This is a genomic window from Clostridium sp. Marseille-P299 (assembly GCF_900078195.1).
Lineage (GTDB): Bacteria > Bacillota > Clostridia > Lachnospirales > Lachnospiraceae > Lachnoclostridium.
The window spans coordinates 1,964,853-1,980,237 of record NZ_FJVE01000007.1 but is presented as its reverse complement, the minus strand read 5'-3'; the positions used below and the strand labels follow the sequence as shown (position 1 = coordinate 1,980,237).

The following is a 15,385-nucleotide window of genomic DNA, read 5'->3' as shown; positions in this document are numbered from 1 at the left end:
CCATACCCAAACAGGGCGACAGATTGCTCCGTCGCCCTGCCGGGAAATCAGGTGATTAGTCGAGGAAATCCTCGTCTTCATCTGTATTGAAGTCGGACTCAGCACTTGCCTTGCCGCCGAGAGGCTCACCGTCACGAATCTTCTGCAGATTGTTGAGGCCGCAGGCGATTCCCTTGTTGCCGGAGCTGTTGAAAGCATAGAAGGTAATGCTGGCACGACCGTACACACCGGAGTAAACTTCGGAACGGCTCATGATAGGATTACGGTCTGCGTCCACAATGCCGGGAGCAGTGGTTGCATTGGCGTTGACGAAGTAGGCGTTAGCGTAAGCGGCATCGTCAGGTCTCTCCAAATCGCCATCACGAAGAGGAGTCTTCAGAACGGAGAGTGCAGGGACGGTCTTGCCGTTACCCTTGAGCTTGGCTTCGCCTTCCTTATAGGCAGCTTCGATAGCAGCCTTAATCTTGGCTACGGTGCGGGTGTCGCTCTTAGGGATAATCAAGCTGACGCTGTACTTAGGAGTGCCACCGTTGATGGACTTAGGCTCCCAGACATTTGCGTAGCTCCAGCGGGTTTCAGGGCCAGTGATGACCTTCATGGGATTTACAGGTTTTACATTCTTACTCATAATCGTTTTCCTCCATAAAATCAGTTTTTGCATTATTCATGACCGGGCGTTTGTCGCTTTCCGGTACAAGTGTGGGTTTGCCCTGCGGCTTTTCGATGTAAGCGGACAGGAGTTCTTCAAAGCGGCTCTTACCGAGCAGCTTCTGCATGGCAGTGATGCCGAGGAGCTTGCGCTCATACGGGTCAAAGCCAGCGTTGGTAACAACTTGTGTTACAGCGGTCTCATCGGTATATCTGCGATTGCTGCGACCTTCAACCAGCTTGAAGCCGGTCCAGTCTTTACCGGAGATGGCCTGCTGAAGCGCATATTCCTTGATGTCGTTCACCCAAGAGACCAGCTGATCTGCACGGGAGAGGATGACCTCGATTTCCGAATCCTCCAACAGCGGAGGTAGCTTGAAATCGTACTGTGCAAGGAGCAGATTGGCTTCGGCTCTGGCTCTGCATTCATGCTTGGCCTTACAGAAACCGCACCACTCACCGCAGAGGAAGTTTCCATCCCCAGCGAAGGCCAGCTCTGCAGTTGGCTTCAGGACTTCTTCGGCCCAGCGGTACAGGTCGTCCTTGGACATTTCAAAGGTGGATACATTCTGGCGTCTTGGCTGGTACACGGTCATTGCGACAGAATCGATGTCATAAATTGCGTCGAACAGCTCCAGTGCGCCGAGAGCGTAGCACATCATCTGGGGATTGTTATCCGCTTCGACCAAAACGCCAAGGCCGTGTTTGTAGTCGATGACACGGAGCGTTCCGTCTGCGATGATGATGGCATCTGAGGTTCCGAAGCCCTGTTCCACCCAGCGGGAGAAATCGACACGCTGTTCGATAAGGACCACTGGATCGGCACAGGTCTCTTTTGCGGCTTCCACCAGCTCCATGATGTAGGTTGCATACCCGTTGGCGCAGTCCTCCATCTCTTCGTTGTGCCAAGTCAGGTGTTCCGACGGGTCAACAGCGCCCATACCCAGCGCTTTGCGGAGCTTGTATTCACAGAGGCTGTGTGCGTCGGTACCTTCGGCAGCGTAGTTGGAGCCTTTGTCCTCGTAGGTCTCGCAGAGTCTTGCCGAAGGCGGACAGTTGAGCCAGCGGTGAGAAGAGGACGCTGACAGGATGGCGTGTGCTTTAGGTGGCATTACCAATCACCTCCGCATCACGAAGCAGCGCTTCATAATTTGCAGGGTCTACCTGAGAGAGCTTGCTGGCACCATATTTCTGGAGCAGCTCACGGACGCCTGCCGTGTGACCGGCACGGGATTTCTCAGAAAGAACTGCTCGTACCTGTTCCAGCGTCAGGGCTGGCTTCTGGGTCGGAGCCTTCTTTTCCGGTTGTTCCTCGACAGCGTTGCCGGAGAACATCTCGGCCAGATAGTTGGCTACATCAGTAATGGCAGCGGCAGCATTGCGCAGCTCTTCGATGGTCATAGCCATGTCGCTCATTTTGCTCATGATGTTTTCCTCCTTCCTCGGATTGTCTTGCGGCAAGAATGCTGAGTCGTCTTGCCATTCGTGCGGATACATGACTGATAGCAATGAGGATTTCAATTACCTCGGCATCGGTATCCACGGTGCGGCTGTGGGCCTGAGTCATTTCGTTCACCTCCTGTTCGTGGTGGAGCAGCTTGTTTTCTGCTCCTTACACTCCCTTTTGGAGATGAGCGATGCCGTTTGACGAAGGATGGAGAAAAATTTTTGAAAAAAGTTCTGACCGCCGGTTTTCCCAGCGGCCAGAGTGGATGTACTACATATTAGAAGAAGTCAGGGTATTCCTTCTCTAACTGTTTCTTGGCAGCTTTGATACGGGACAGGAAGGTAGTGCGAGGAATGCCGATGGACTTGGCGATTGCTTCATCGGAAAGGCCCTGCATACGCAGCTTTCCAATATCAGCAGCTTCCGGCATCAGGTCAGCGAGGCGCTTGAACAGCTGCTCCAAAACGATACGGTCAGCAGCAAGTTCGGAAACGGCCACGCTGTCATCAGCGATGGTATCCATCAGAATCAGGTCATCATCTTCCTCACCAATTGGTGAATCCAGCGATGCGATAACGTCTGCGTTGCGATATTCGCAGGTCAGGCAGTCGGCATCACAGACCCACCATTTATTGCGAGGACAGCAGCAGAGGCCACGGTCCTGCATTCTGTGACGGTAGGTGTCATGGAAGCGGGTGTGTTCCTGATAGATTTCTTCGGGTACTTCCTGCCAGCGGCGCTGGCTGCGGATGTAGATACGACGGGTGTTGTTTTTACTCTGGTTTTCGTTGATTGCCATTCGATTTTCTCCTTTCGGCTGTTAAACCGAAGCGGAGATAACCGGTATGGCTGCCAGTTCTGATTGTCATAGATGGTCACCTCATGCGGATTTCTCCGCTTCATTCCGGTGACCAGCCGTTCGCAGCTGGCACTCTATTCATTTGCATCGCCGCAGCAGCAACTGCGAACGCACCTCCGTGGCCACAGAGAAGGTGAGTTGATGCTGCGACAGACCTTTTTTGTCATGTCTGGGACAAATTTTTTGTGAATGACCGATGTATTTTCTCCGAATGCCTTGTTTTATTCACATTTGAAGAGTATAATAAATAGGAATAAGTATGGATTGGCCAGATTGAAGGCGAATTCAAATAGGCAAATATGAGATAAGTACACTGGTGCTTGTCCACATTTATATTGTAGTCCCGGGGCGAGATTTTTTCGTGGACCGGCAGATGGACATGCCTTGGACAATACAGGACAAATTCCGGACAAGATGGACAGAAGATAAACAGGGAGGATACTGAATGAAGTTAAGTGATTTTTGCGCTCCTTTTTACTCGACAACTAAATCTAAATGCGGCATCAAAGGAAAAGCATCGCAGCCCTCTATAGCAGAGTTCTTTGTAGCAACTGCACTGGGTGATTTCGCAAAAATTGAGCTTGTTTTCTCTGATGATCTGTTTCGTAAGTGGTTCAAAGGAGAAAGAGAACCGAAAGCAGAATTGTGGGCGAAAGTTGCGGAGGTATATGATGAAACTCGCTTTTCAAGAGCTGTATCCTCAAAGCTGAATGAAGAAGTTCTTTCCGATTTGCTGGCTGCATTTGGGATAGATCTGGATGAGAAAGGTGTTGCTGATAAATTTGCATTTTCTGCTGCACTGACGAAGCAGTTCGGTGCTATTGCCAGAGGAAACGGCGAAGCAGACGATATAGTCAAAGAAATCTATGTTCAATATTTGAAGGTTAAGGATTTTCCGGATTATGTGACTAAGTCACAGGGAAAATACTCAAAATTAAAGACGCTCCTCTATTCATCAGAGGAACGCCTGTTTGAAGAATTTTTTGTATGTAATACTATTAGTAGGGTGCCAGCAAGATATCATCGCCTTCGGGATGATATGAAAATTGAAAATGTCACACTTGAAAAGCTGGAAAAGACATCATCCTTCACAATGCTGGTTGGTATGGGCGGTATTGGCAAGTCTATGATGATGCGCCACCTGTTCCTCACATCTATTGGAAAGTATGCGCAGACCGGAAAACTTCCAATTCTCGTAACATTGAGAGAGTTTGGGCAGGATAACAGTGACCTATTTAATGTGGTCGTTGACTCTGTACATAGATTTGATATTACCTTTTCAGCAGCGCATGTTCATAAGCTCATGGATGAAGGTAAGTGTCAGCTGTTGTTGGACGGTCTCGATGAAATTAAGGCCAGTGATATGGACGCATTCCAGCGCCAGCTCGATGCACTTATAGACAGACATCCTAAAAATCAGTATGTGATGTCTACACGAAAGTTTTCCTCCTTTGTGGAGTTATCACGATTTACGGTGTTGTTCATTATGCCGTTTAATAACGATCAGGCATTAGAATTGATTGATCGTCTGGAGTATTGTCCTGAAGAGCCGAAGCTGAAACAGCAGTTCCGTGACCGCCTTGTCAGTGATTACTTCAAAAGCCATGCAGAGTTCGTAACCAATCCACTGCTTCTGACCCTGATGCTGATGAGCTATCATCGTTTTGCAGATGTTCCTGAAAAGAAGTATTTGTTCTACGATCAGGCATATCAGACACTGTTGCAAAGACACGATTCTGACAAGCTGGCATATAAGAGAGTATTCCATAGCGTAAAGGATCCGTCTGATTTTACTTTGGTGTTCCGAGAATTCTGCGCTAAGTCTTACCGAAAAGGCGATTATGAGTTTAGTCATGGAAAATTTGATGGGTATTTTGGTAAGTTGAAATCTTTGTCCCGTATGGACCCAGACATGATGAAACTGGACAACTTCCTATTTGATGTGTGCCACAGCGCTTGCCTTATGTATGAGGAAGGCCAGAATTATCATTTTCTGCATAGATCTTTTCAGGAGTATTTCTTTGCAGATTACTACTCCCGTCAGGATGATACCACGCTGATGAAGCTGGGCAGCTATATTGATACGGCAGACCAGATTCTCTTTGATGAGGGCAGTGCATTCGATATGCTGTATGACCTTGCGCAGGACAAAGTTGAGCGCTTTATCATCATGCCGTTTTTGGCCTCAATCTATGATAATGAAGGTGACGAGGATAAATACTGGCTGTTCCTGACAAAGGGATACGATTTCTGGGTATACCAAATCTACAGAGATGATGTTATTGAAGATGCAAAAGCAAAATATAACATTCATGAGCGTCATGGAATGATTCGTTATGAGAATTCTCCGTCTTCGGTGATTCTGTCATTGATTTTGAAAGTTATTGGTGCTGATCTGCAGTTTAAAACAGAAAAGCCCGGAACTGACTTAATGTACGATGATTTGATTTGTGAAAGGCTTTATGGGGAGCTTTTAAGAGGTGGTGGCGGTAGTGGAAATACAGTCATCATGCCTCTGATGCGTGTCCCTGAAGAATTTGTTAAGGACCCAGAGAAGTTTAAAGAGTCCAATCTTGGAGAACGATTGGTTCTTGACGAGGATGGTAATCCTGTCGAATTCGGTTATATTTACGCTTTCAAGTACGAGTTCGGTCTTACTGAACCAGATAAATATCCTGCGATGAAGGCGTTCTGGGAGAAGGATACATGTCCGGCTCGTAAGATTTATGATGATGTTGGCAAGTATTATCAGCAGTTGAAAGAAAAGTACGAACACGCAAATGAACTGGACGATGATGATTTTTAATAGGAGCGAGGTGCCACATGGAAGCAAATAAAACAGCAGAACTGGAAAGATGGTTTAGTCTTGAGGAAATCTCAAAGCATTTGGGAGTAAGCAAGGACACTATCCGTGGCTGGATTAAAAAAGAAACAATCCCATATTATAAAGTGGGACGACAGTATAAATTTAAAGTATCAGAAGTTGATTCGTGGATTCACAGCGGTGAAAGCGCAGATGCAGACAAATAATTCTTTTATATAGAAGGAGACCGAAAATGGGCAAAATTATTCATTCCCGCTCGGTGTCCGGCTTGGAATACGCAGGACTACTAAAGCCAATAATATATTGTTGCCCAGACAAAGCAACGGTTGATAGTGCAGTGCCGCTGAATCATGCTCTGGCCGAGAAACTATCTGCATTGAAGCCAAAGCGACGAACAATGCGATTAGCCGCTTGCTTTGAGGAAATCCTGAAAACACTGCCGGACAATGCGGTGATAAAAGATTTTGATGTGATGTTTAACCCGGATTACAAAGTAGATGTACTGAAAATCATGGTAGATGCATGTAAGAGAAAGCCGTTCAGTATCATCTGGCCCGGAAAATGTGAGGATGGCAGGCTGTTCTACGCTGAGGATGGCTACCCGGATTTCAAAACATTCAGCGTAGAAGAATATGATGTGACATGCATCATCCAAGGAGGAAGAAAACCATGAAATATTCTCAATTGATAAGCTTCAATCCAATTGAAGATGTTATCCAGCTTGTAACGGCTGGAAATAAGGATAAGGCTCGTGAATATGTAAAAACCTATGTTATGTCCGATACGATGGCGGATGCTCTGCAGGCTCCGTTGATTGATCAGCTGCAGATGGATGAAGTGGTAGATAATAAAGGCGTTCTTGTTGTCGGTAACTATGGTACCGGTAAATCTCACCTTATGTCTGTTATTTCTGCTATCGCAACGGATGCAGATAACCTGCAGTATTTGCAGAATCATAAATTCGCAAAACAGATGGAGCCAATCGCAGGTAAATTTGAAGTTCTGCGCATCGAGATTGGCGGCGTTGTCATGCCTTTGTATGATGTCATCATGGGTTATATTCAGGAGGACTTCGACAACCGTGGCATTGACTATGAAATTCCTGACTATGGTAGCGTTAAGAGCCTGAAGACCGTTATTCAGGAAATGATGATGGCCTTTTACGAAAAATACCCGGACAAGGGCTATCTGATTATTGTCGATGAGTTCCTTTCTTATCTGTCTTCCCGTGATGAGAGAGAAATCGTTCTCGATCTTGAGTTTTTCCGTGCACTCGGTGAAATGTGTTCCAAGTCCAAGCTGCGTGTCGTTTTTGGTATGCAGGAGAAGATTTTCGACAATCCGCGATTCAGCTTTGTTGCCGATACTCTGAAACATGTTAGTGACCGTTTTACCCAGCTCATCATTACAAAGGAAGCTACTTCCTATGTTGTGTCCGAGCGTATTTTGAAGAAGACACCAGAGCAGAAAGCGATGATTCGCAAGCACCTCGAACAGTTCTGCGGCCTTTATACCGGTATGTCTTCCCGTCTGGAGGAATTCGTGGACCTGTTCCCGATTCACCCTTCTTATATTGATGTATTTAATAAAATTTATTTGATAGAGAACCGCCACATCCTGAAGAATATCTCGGTGACCATCAAGGGCATTTTTAATACCGAGGTTCCTCAGAATGCACCGGGCATCATTTCCTTCGATGATTATTGGCCTGCAATCAAGTCCAATGGCCTACTGAAGAGTGATGTGACCATTAGCCGTGTTGTGAATGCCAGCCAGCAGCTGGAAGATATCATCAACCGTGCATTCCCTAAGCCTGCGTATAAGCCTCTGGCGACAAAGATTATCTATGCCCTGAGCGTACACAGACTTACCACCAACGGTCTGGATGTGCAGTTTGGTTTGACTGCCGAGAATATGAAAGACGATCTCTGCTTGCATCTGCCGATGCCGGAAGAGGATGCTGACTTCCTGTTGTCTCTGGTAAAGACCACGCTGCGTGATATTATGACCACCGTTTCCGGCCAGTTCATTATTTACAACGATGCAAACAGCCAGTATTACATCGACGTGGATAAGGTCGTTGACTATGACGAGAAGATTAAGCAGAAGGCTTCCATCATGGCAGACGGTGAACTGAACCGCTATTTCTATGATGTTGTGTATCGCTGCTTGGAGTGGGATGCAAAGCAGTATGTTACCAACTTCAATATTTACGAATATGACCTGAACTGGGATTCCCATAGCATCTTCCGTGAAGGTTACCTGTTTATGGGCCTGCCGGGAGAGCGTAGCACTGCACAGCCGGAGCGTGATTTCTACATCCACATCATGCCTCCGTATGACGAAAACGGCAGTCGTGTGCAGAATCTCCCTGACGAAGTATACCTGTACTTCAAGTCTTCTGACGAGTTCCGTGAATTCATGGGTCTCTATGCTGCTGCACAGAGCCTCGCACAGATTAGTGAAGGCAAGGATAAGGACGCATACCTGAACAAGGTAAATATGCTCCGCAAGCGCCTGATCAAGTATCTGAGCGAAAACAAGAACACTTGCTTCGATGTGCTGCACAAGGGCCAAAAGCGCCAGATGATCGAAGTTCTGAGAGGCCGTTATAACCGTGATATGACCTTTAAGGACACTATCGACCTTGCAGCTTCTCTGTGCTTTGATGAGTATTTCTGTACCAAGTACCCGGACTTCCCGGTTATGAAGACAAAGATTACCCGCCGCAATATGGCTGACTGCGCTCGTGCAGCTTTCGACCATTTTGCAGGCAGAAAGACTCAGCAGTCCACCCTGATGCTTCAGAGCTTCGGTATTCTGGATGGAGACAAGATTCGTCCGGAAGGCTCCAAGTATGCGGCTTACTACATTGACCAGATTCGTCAGCTGCCGCCGCAGGGTGTTCTGAACTACTCTGACATCTTCCAGCCTCGTTTTATGGAGATGTACATTGACAAGAAATTCAAGATTGAGTTCATCTTTACGCCTATCATCTTCTTGTCTATGGTATATGGCGGATATGCTGTTATTACCACTAAGGACGGAAAGACCATCACAGCTTCCAATCTGGACCAGATTCCGAAGACCAGCGTTATGGACTTGTACGAATTTAAGTACCTGTCCAGACCGGCTCAGATTTCTATGGCCGAGCTGAAGAAGTTGTTTGAAGTGCTGGATATCAATCCTGCGCTGTTGGACAATCCGAACGACCGTGAAAAAGGTGTGGCCCAGCTGCTTTCCAAGGCACAGGAGCTGGCAAACTCTGCGGTGCTTGCTGCAAATAAGCTGAACAACAGCTTCGACCTGTGGGGCGAGCCTCTGGCAAACGCAGCAGAAGTAATGATGCTGCAGAAGGCTTGCACCGCCGTAAGAGACGAATTCAGCAACTATCAGGCGAAGTTCAATACTCCTGCCAAGCTGAATAATTTCAGTCTCTCTATGGAGCAAGTTGATACACTGGCCGGTCAGATTGCGCAGATGATGAAGATTCCGCAGTTCTTGGACTTCAAGTCCGGCTGCGCTGACATCGTTTCTTATATCGCAAATATTGAGTATATTGATTTGGGCGAAGCATTCAAAGCCGAATTGGACGCAGCAAAGGCTGAATTCCGTTCCATCCGTGATAGCATCATGGACGGTGTTTCCGGCGAAACTGCTGCCCAGAAGGTTGATGTAATCCTTTCTAAGGTGAAGGCAAAATACATCGACATCTATTTTGAAAACCACAAAAAGAAGAGACTGGACATCACCGATGCCCAGCGCAGAGGAAAGATTCAGGAAGGCCGTGCGCTGGCCAGCCTGCGCAAGCTGCGCTCCATTGAAATCCTGTCTGCTGCCAAGCTGACTGATATCGAAACTGAAATGTCTGGTATCAAGGTTTGCTACGAGCTGACACCGGAAGAACTGAAATCTACTCACATTTGTCCTCACTGCCGTTACCACCTCGACGATAAGGTAAAGAATGTCTACGGTGTGCTGGACAATCTGGAAATTCGCATTGATGATTTGCTGGCTGAGTGGACTAAAACTCTGCTGGATACCATCTCTGACCCGATTGTGGCAAGCCAGAAGAAGTTCCTGTCTGCAGAACAGCAGCAAGCAATCGATGATTTTATCGCCAGCGGCACTCTGCCGAACCGTGTGGATGACTTCTTTGTTAAGGCAATCAACGCACTGTTGAAAGGCTTTGAACCGGTGGTTATCGACACCGACGATCTGATGGCAAAATTGGAGCAGATGCCGCCTATGGATGAAGCGTCCTTCAAGGCAAAGGTAAACGAGCTGATTTCTTCCTACACCAAAGGCAAGGATGCTGGTAAACTGCGTATCGTTGTGAAGCGCAAAGAAAGTGAGGTTTAAAAATGGAACCGAGAAAACTAACGAAAGCGGACCTCGATAAGGTCCGACATATAGAGGGATTTCCTATAGCCGAGGACGAGAACATTATTTCCCTATCTAATCCACCTTATTATACAGCTTGTCCGAATCCTTTCATCGAGGAGTATCTTCGTGAAAATGGAACTCCTTACGATGAGGAGACCGACGACTATCATAGAGAGCCTTTCGCTGCGGATGTAAGTGAAGGAAAGAGTGATGCAATATATAATGCTCACACTTATCACACGAAGGTTCCTTATAAGGCCATTATGCGATACATTCTGCATTACACAAATCCTAATGATATCGTTTTGGATGGATTTTGCGGTACTGGCATGACTGGCGTTGCGGCCAATATGTGTGCTCACCCTGAAGCGATTTTCAGAGCAAAGATTGAGGCAGATATGCCGTATGTTCGTTGGGGAAAAAGATTTCCTATTTTAAATGATCTTTCTCCAGCAGCTACTTTTATTGCACAGAACTATAATGCTGATGCTGATGTTACAGCATTTACAGAAGAAGCGACAAGCATTATGCGTGAGGCTTATAAAGAATGTGCATGGATGTTTGAAACAAATCCTGATGAGGAGATTGCAGGACGACTTCTTGTTGATTGTAAGGGAACTGTCAATTATACCGTTTGGTCGGATGTTTTGATTTGCCCTCATTGTGGCGAAGAAATTGTTTTTTATAATGCCGCAGCTGATCCTAAAAGCGGAAAAGTTAGTGACAACTTTATTTGTCCGAAGTGTCAAGTCAAACTGAAAAAAGGTGATTGCGAGAAAGCATTTACTCCAGTATTTGATGCTGCGCTCAACAAAACAATCGACATTATTAAACAGAAGCCTGTTCTTATCAATTATCAGTATGGTAACAAGCGATATGATAAGAAACCCGATGAGTATGACTTGGAAGTATTAGGTAGAATTGATGCGTTGGCCATACCATATTGGTTCCCAACTGACAGATTGTGTGAGGGGCGTGAGAGCCGAAGAAATGATAAGATCGGCTTGACCCATGTTCATCACTTTTTCTACAAGAGAACGCTATATGTATTAGCAAAACTTTTTGATTTGATTGAAAAGGCAGAAAATGCTGATTTGCTGAAAATCATGTTTACAAGCCAGATTATCAACATCAGCAAAATGAATCGTTTCCGTCCGCAGGTATCCTTCCCGTATAATCCATTAAGCGGAACAATGTATGTTTCGTCGATGATTTGTGAGGCTAATCCTTTTAATGCCTATGAAGGGAAAGTCAAAAAGTTTGCTGAGGCGCTGAAAATGAACACAGGAAATGTATGTAACATTTCTACAGGATCAACTACTCAGTTGCTTATACCGGACAATTCATGCGACTATATTTTCACAGATCCTCCATTCGGCGATAATTTGAATTACTCTGAATTGAGTTTCCTTTGGGAAGCATGGCTGAGAGTGGTGACAAACAGTAAATATGAGGCTATTGTCAATACAGCTGTTGGAAAAGCCTTACCTGAATATCAACATCTTATGACTCAGTGTTTTTCTGAGTATTACAGAGTGTTGAAACCAAATCGCTGGATGACAGTAGAATTCCACAATTCAAAAAATGCCGTTTGGAATGCAATTCAAGAAGCACTACAGAAATCTGGATTCATCGTTGCGGACGTTCGTACTCTTGATAAGCAAGGCAGCAGCTTTAAGCAGGTAACAACTGTAAATGCTGTAAAGCAGGACTTGGTTATTTCTGCTTATAAGCCGAAGGAAAGCTTTAAAAAGCGCTTTTTCCAAAATGCGGGAACCGAGACTACAGCGTGGGATTTTGTCAGACAACACTTGGAGAATATACCGGTTGTTGTTATTAGTAACGATAAAATTGAACTAATTGCAGAGCGTCAGGCATATTTGTTATTTGACCGTATGGTAGCTTATCATATTATGAACGGTATTCCGGTTCCGTTGGATTCGGTTGATTTCTATCGTGGACTTGATGAGAAGTTTGTTAAGCGTGATGGTATGTATTTCTTGGCTGACCAAGTTAATGAATATGACACAGCAAGAATTAAAAATGATGTCGAAAATATTCAGTTCAGCTTGTTCGTCACTAATGAAAAGACCGCTATCTCTTGGTTGTATCAGCAGCTGAGTGATGAGTTTGGCGGTCCTCAGACCTACGCTGAATTGCAGCCTAAGTTCATGCAGGAAGTAAAATCCGTTGATAAGTTCGAGGCTATGCCTGAACTGTCTGTTCTACTGGAAGAAAACTTCTTGCAGGATGAAAAGGGCCGCTGGTACATCCCGGATACCACCAAAGAAGGCGATGTGGCCAAACTGCGTGAGAAGAAGCTGTGGAAGGAATTTGAAGGTTATATGAATTCCAAGGGTAAGCTGAAACTGTTCCGTTCGGAAGCTATCCGTGTCGGCTTCTCTCGCCTCTGGAAGGACAAGAACTATCAGGCGATTGTTACTATCGCAGAGCGCCTGCCTGAGAAGACCATTCAGGAGGACGCAAACCTGCTGATGTACTACGATATCAGCTTAAGCAGAGTATAAACAAAAGAAGGTGTACAGAATGCTAAATACCGGCGATTTCGCTTTTGATACAGTAGCTAGCGCCAATGTGCAGATACTGGAGAGAATTGAAATGTGGGGATATACTTCCTACAAGGTTTTCAATCCTGCTACGGGCCGTGTGTATAAGGCAACGGAAGAACAATTGAATACAAGCGGCAATACGATCCAGTACGATGAGAACTACCTACGCTATGTGACATTGCTCTCAAAAATCAAAAACGAGACCGCTGGTGGCTTTCTGTCTGCGCTGACAAGCGGAGTCATCCCGCTGCCGCATCAGCTTCATGTGCTGAACCGTGCAATGGAGACGAACAATATTCGTTACATACTTGCTGACGAAGTTGGTCTCGGTAAAACCATCGAGGCCGGTATGATCATCAAGGAATTAAAGAGCCGTGGTCTTGTGCAGCGTGTTCTGGTTGTCTGCCCGACCGGTTTGGTTACGCAGTGGGCATCGGAAATGCAGGAGAAGTTCCACGAGAAATTTCATGTGATTCTACCGTCAGATTACGACACCATTCGACGCTTGACGGACGCAGATGATGTCTATGGCCAGTATGACCAAGTCATCTCCCCGATGGATTCCATCAAGCCTATCGAAAAACACGCTGGTTGGACGGATGAGCGTGTGGAAAAATATAACGAGGAACGCATCTATTCCATCATCAACAGTGGCTGGGACCTTATTATCATTGATGAGGCCCACCGTGTTGCCGGTTCATCCGGTGAGGTTGCCAGATATAAGCTGGGTTATTTGCTATCGCAGGCAAGCCCATATCTGTTGCTTCTGTCTGCAACACCTCACAACGGCAAGACTGAGCCGTTCCTGCGCCTTGTGCGACTGCTGGATGAAGATGCATTTCCTAACTCCAAGTCTATCGTAAAGGAACAGGTGGCTCCGTACCTGATTCGTACAGAAAAGCGTGAGGCCATCGATAACAACGGCAATTTGCTATTTAAGAATCGCATCACGCACCTTGTAGAGCTGCAGTGGGACGAGCGTCACACATTCCAGCGAGAATTGTATAAGTTGGTCAGCTCCTATGTTTCAACTACCTATGACAAAGCGAAGCGTAATCGCAAAAAGAATATGTGCCTTATTTTCCTGTTGATTATCATGCAGCGCATGGTAACCAGCAGTACGGCAGCAGTGCGCCAGAGCCTTGAGCGCCGCTTGGAGGCGTTGAAATCTCAGAATATACGCATTGGTTCTCTGAACGAAGCGGATCTGGCTGAAATGGAAATTGAGGACGATGTTGCTGAAGCACTCGAAGCAATGTCCCTCAATCTGTCTGAGGAAATTGCAGAGCTAGAGCATATTATTGCTGTGGCAAAACAGGCCGAGTTCCAGCACCCTGATGTGAAGGTGGAGCGCCTTGTAGACACCATTGACGAAATCCTCAGCGAAGACCGGAACCAGAAGATTATTATTTTCACTGAGTTTGTTGCCACACAGAAGTATCTGCAGCAGCTTCTTGAGAATAGAGGCTTTACTGTTTCCGTGCTTAACGGTAGTATGAATATCGATGAGCGCAATGAAGCGCTACAGGAGTTCAAGACCAAGACTAGCATCTTTATTTCCACAGATGCTGGTGGAGAAGGTCTGAACTTGCAGTTTTCCAATATTATCATCAACTATGACCTGCCGTGGAACCCGATGAAAATCGAGCAGCGTTGTGGCCGTGCAGATCGTATTGGTCAGCAGCGCGATGTTCACATTTATAATTTTATTGTTGGCGATACGGTTGAGAACCGTGTCCGTGAAGTGCTGGAGCAGAAGCTCTCTGTCATCTTCAAAGAGCTGGGCGTTGATAAGTATTCCGACGTTCTGGACAGTGAAGTGGCCGAGCTGGACTTCAACGAAGTTTACATGAATTCCATCGGAAGACCTTCTTCTGTAGAGCGCAATATGTATCCGGTTGAGTCAGAAGTAAAACAGCAGGTAGCCAATGCTCAGAAGTACAAGAATATTATCCGTGAGGAGAAAGACTTGACACGGCTTGTCGGCACAGAGTCCAGTTTTGATGTTGACGCTGCACTCAGACAGATGTTGGCCTACTATGAAAGCTGGAAGGGCCGTGATATTCAGCTGATTGACCGCATCGGCATTAACGATGAGGAAATCATCCAGCACCTGCGTACTGAAATCATGCAGGACAAGACCTCGCAGCTGATGTCTGTCGACATCAAGAACTTTCCGAATGAGGCTGGTTATTTTATGCTGTGGGAATTATCCATCTCTGAAGAAAAAAGTGGAAAGCGCATTATTCCGATTTTCGTCAATGAAAACTTCCTGCTTCGTCCGATGGCCGGAAAGCGTATCATGGATGTTTTCCTTGATGGTACCAGCGGTTTGACTGTGGGCGCTGCACCGAATATTACAGAGGCAGAATACCAGCAGCTCGAAAAGCTGAGTATGGACTTTGCTTATGACACTTTCGTTGAATTGAAAGAGAAGCAGATTCAGATCAATCAGGAAAGCTACAACAAGTATATGTATGCCCTGAAGCTCCGTGAAGAGGCAGCAGGACATATTGGAATTGAAAATATCTGTCGTTCCAGACTGGCAAAACTGGCACGAGAGAAGGCTTCTATTGAGGCCGAATATAAAAAAGGAAGCCAGATTTATCCTGACTTCCGCTTGATGATTCTTGTAAGATTGGAGGCGTAAG

Annotated in this window: 10 protein-coding genes; 6 read left to right on the top strand and 4 right to left on the bottom strand. The window is 46.1% G+C overall.

Annotated elements, in window-relative coordinates:
- Nucleotides 1–55 precede the first annotated feature (55 nt).
- The 4 genes from BN4220_RS16495 to BN4220_RS16480 form a co-directional block, all read right to left on the bottom strand.
- Entirely contained in the window at nucleotides 56–628 is a 573-nt protein-coding gene (locus tag BN4220_RS16495) for a DUF2815 family protein (protein ID WP_066718978.1), read from the bottom strand.
- Nucleotides 621–1,760, bottom strand: a complete 1,140-nt coding sequence (locus BN4220_RS16490) for a DUF2800 domain-containing protein (RefSeq protein ID WP_066718976.1) — start codon at nucleotides 1,758–1,760, stop codon at nucleotides 621–623. Before BN4220_RS16490 ends, BN4220_RS16495 begins: the two co-directional genes overlap by 8 nt.
- Nucleotides 1,750–2,073 (bottom strand): DNA ligase, encoded by a 324-nt coding sequence (locus BN4220_RS16485; RefSeq protein ID WP_066718974.1) that lies wholly within the window; start codon nucleotides 2,071–2,073, stop codon nucleotides 1,750–1,752. The genes BN4220_RS16490 and BN4220_RS16485 overlap by 11 nt, the downstream gene beginning before the upstream one ends.
- A 299-nt stretch (nucleotides 2,074–2,372) precedes the next feature.
- Nucleotides 2,373–2,894, bottom strand: a complete 522-nt coding sequence (locus BN4220_RS16480) for a hypothetical protein (protein ID WP_066718971.1) — start codon at nucleotides 2,892–2,894, stop codon at nucleotides 2,373–2,375.
- Between the two features lie 505 nt (nucleotides 2,895–3,399).
- Here BN4220_RS16480 and BN4220_RS16475 point away from each other — a divergent pair.
- The 6 genes from BN4220_RS16475 to BN4220_RS16450 are packed head-to-tail and all read left to right on the top strand — an operon-like array spanning nucleotide 3,400 to nucleotide 15,384.
- The gene (locus tag BN4220_RS16475) at nucleotides 3,400–5,760 is read left to right on the top strand and encodes an NACHT domain-containing protein (RefSeq protein ID WP_066718968.1); all 2,361 of its coding nucleotides are present in this window, start codon (nucleotides 3,400–3,402) and stop codon (nucleotides 5,758–5,760) included.
- A 17-nt stretch (nucleotides 5,761–5,777) separates the two neighbouring features.
- The gene (locus tag BN4220_RS16470) at nucleotides 5,778–5,984 is read left to right on the top strand and encodes a helix-turn-helix domain-containing protein (RefSeq protein WP_066718964.1); all 207 of its coding nucleotides are present in this window, start codon (nucleotides 5,778–5,780) and stop codon (nucleotides 5,982–5,984) included.
- Between the two features lie 26 nt (nucleotides 5,985–6,010).
- The gene (gene brxF, locus BN4220_RS16465; protein ID WP_066718962.1) at nucleotides 6,011–6,451 is read left to right on the top strand and encodes a BREX-3 system P-loop-containing protein BrxF; all 441 of its coding nucleotides are present in this window, start codon (nucleotides 6,011–6,013) and stop codon (nucleotides 6,449–6,451) included.
- Nucleotides 6,448–10,140 (top strand): DUF6079 family protein, encoded by a 3,693-nt coding sequence (locus BN4220_RS16460; protein ID WP_082812355.1) that lies wholly within the window; start codon nucleotides 6,448–6,450, stop codon nucleotides 10,138–10,140. The genes brxF and BN4220_RS16460 overlap by 4 nt, the downstream gene beginning before the upstream one ends.
- A 2-nt stretch (nucleotides 10,141–10,142) precedes the next feature.
- Nucleotides 10,143–12,692, top strand: a complete 2,550-nt coding sequence (locus tag BN4220_RS16455) for a DNA methyltransferase (RefSeq protein WP_066718960.1) — start codon at nucleotides 10,143–10,145, stop codon at nucleotides 12,690–12,692.
- A gap of 19 nt (nucleotides 12,693–12,711) precedes the next feature.
- Nucleotides 12,712–15,384: a DEAD/DEAH box helicase gene (locus tag BN4220_RS16450; protein ID WP_066718953.1), complete on the top strand. Its 2,673-nt coding sequence runs from the start codon at nucleotides 12,712–12,714 to the stop codon at nucleotides 15,382–15,384.
- Nucleotide 15,385 lies beyond the last annotated feature (1 nt).

Bases quoted from the DNA above. Each gene is read 5' to 3' on its own strand.
- BN4220_RS16495 (WP_066718978.1), bottom strand. From the start codon at position 628: ATGAGTAAGAATGTAAAACCTGTAAATCCCATGAAGGTCATCACTGGC.
- BN4220_RS16490 (WP_066718976.1), bottom strand. From the start codon at position 1,760: ATGCCACCTAAAGCACACGCCATCCTGTCAGCGTCCTCTTCTCACCGC.
- BN4220_RS16485 (WP_066718974.1), bottom strand. From the start codon at position 2,073: ATGAGCAAAATGAGCGACATGGCTATGACCATCGAAGAGCTGCGCAAT.
- BN4220_RS16480 (WP_066718971.1), bottom strand. From the start codon at position 2,894: ATGGCAATCAACGAAAACCAGAGTAAAAACAACACCCGTCGTATCTAC.
- BN4220_RS16475 (WP_066718968.1), top strand. From the start codon at position 3,400: ATGAAGTTAAGTGATTTTTGCGCTCCTTTTTACTCGACAACTAAATCT.
- BN4220_RS16470 (WP_066718964.1), top strand. From the start codon at position 5,778: ATGGAAGCAAATAAAACAGCAGAACTGGAAAGATGGTTTAGTCTTGAG.
- brxF (WP_066718962.1), top strand. From the start codon at position 6,011: ATGGGCAAAATTATTCATTCCCGCTCGGTGTCCGGCTTGGAATACGCA.
- BN4220_RS16460 (WP_082812355.1), top strand. From the start codon at position 6,448: ATGAAATATTCTCAATTGATAAGCTTCAATCCAATTGAAGATGTTATC.
- BN4220_RS16455 (WP_066718960.1), top strand. From the start codon at position 10,143: ATGGAACCGAGAAAACTAACGAAAGCGGACCTCGATAAGGTCCGACAT.
- BN4220_RS16450 (WP_066718953.1), top strand. From the start codon at position 12,712: ATGCTAAATACCGGCGATTTCGCTTTTGATACAGTAGCTAGCGCCAAT.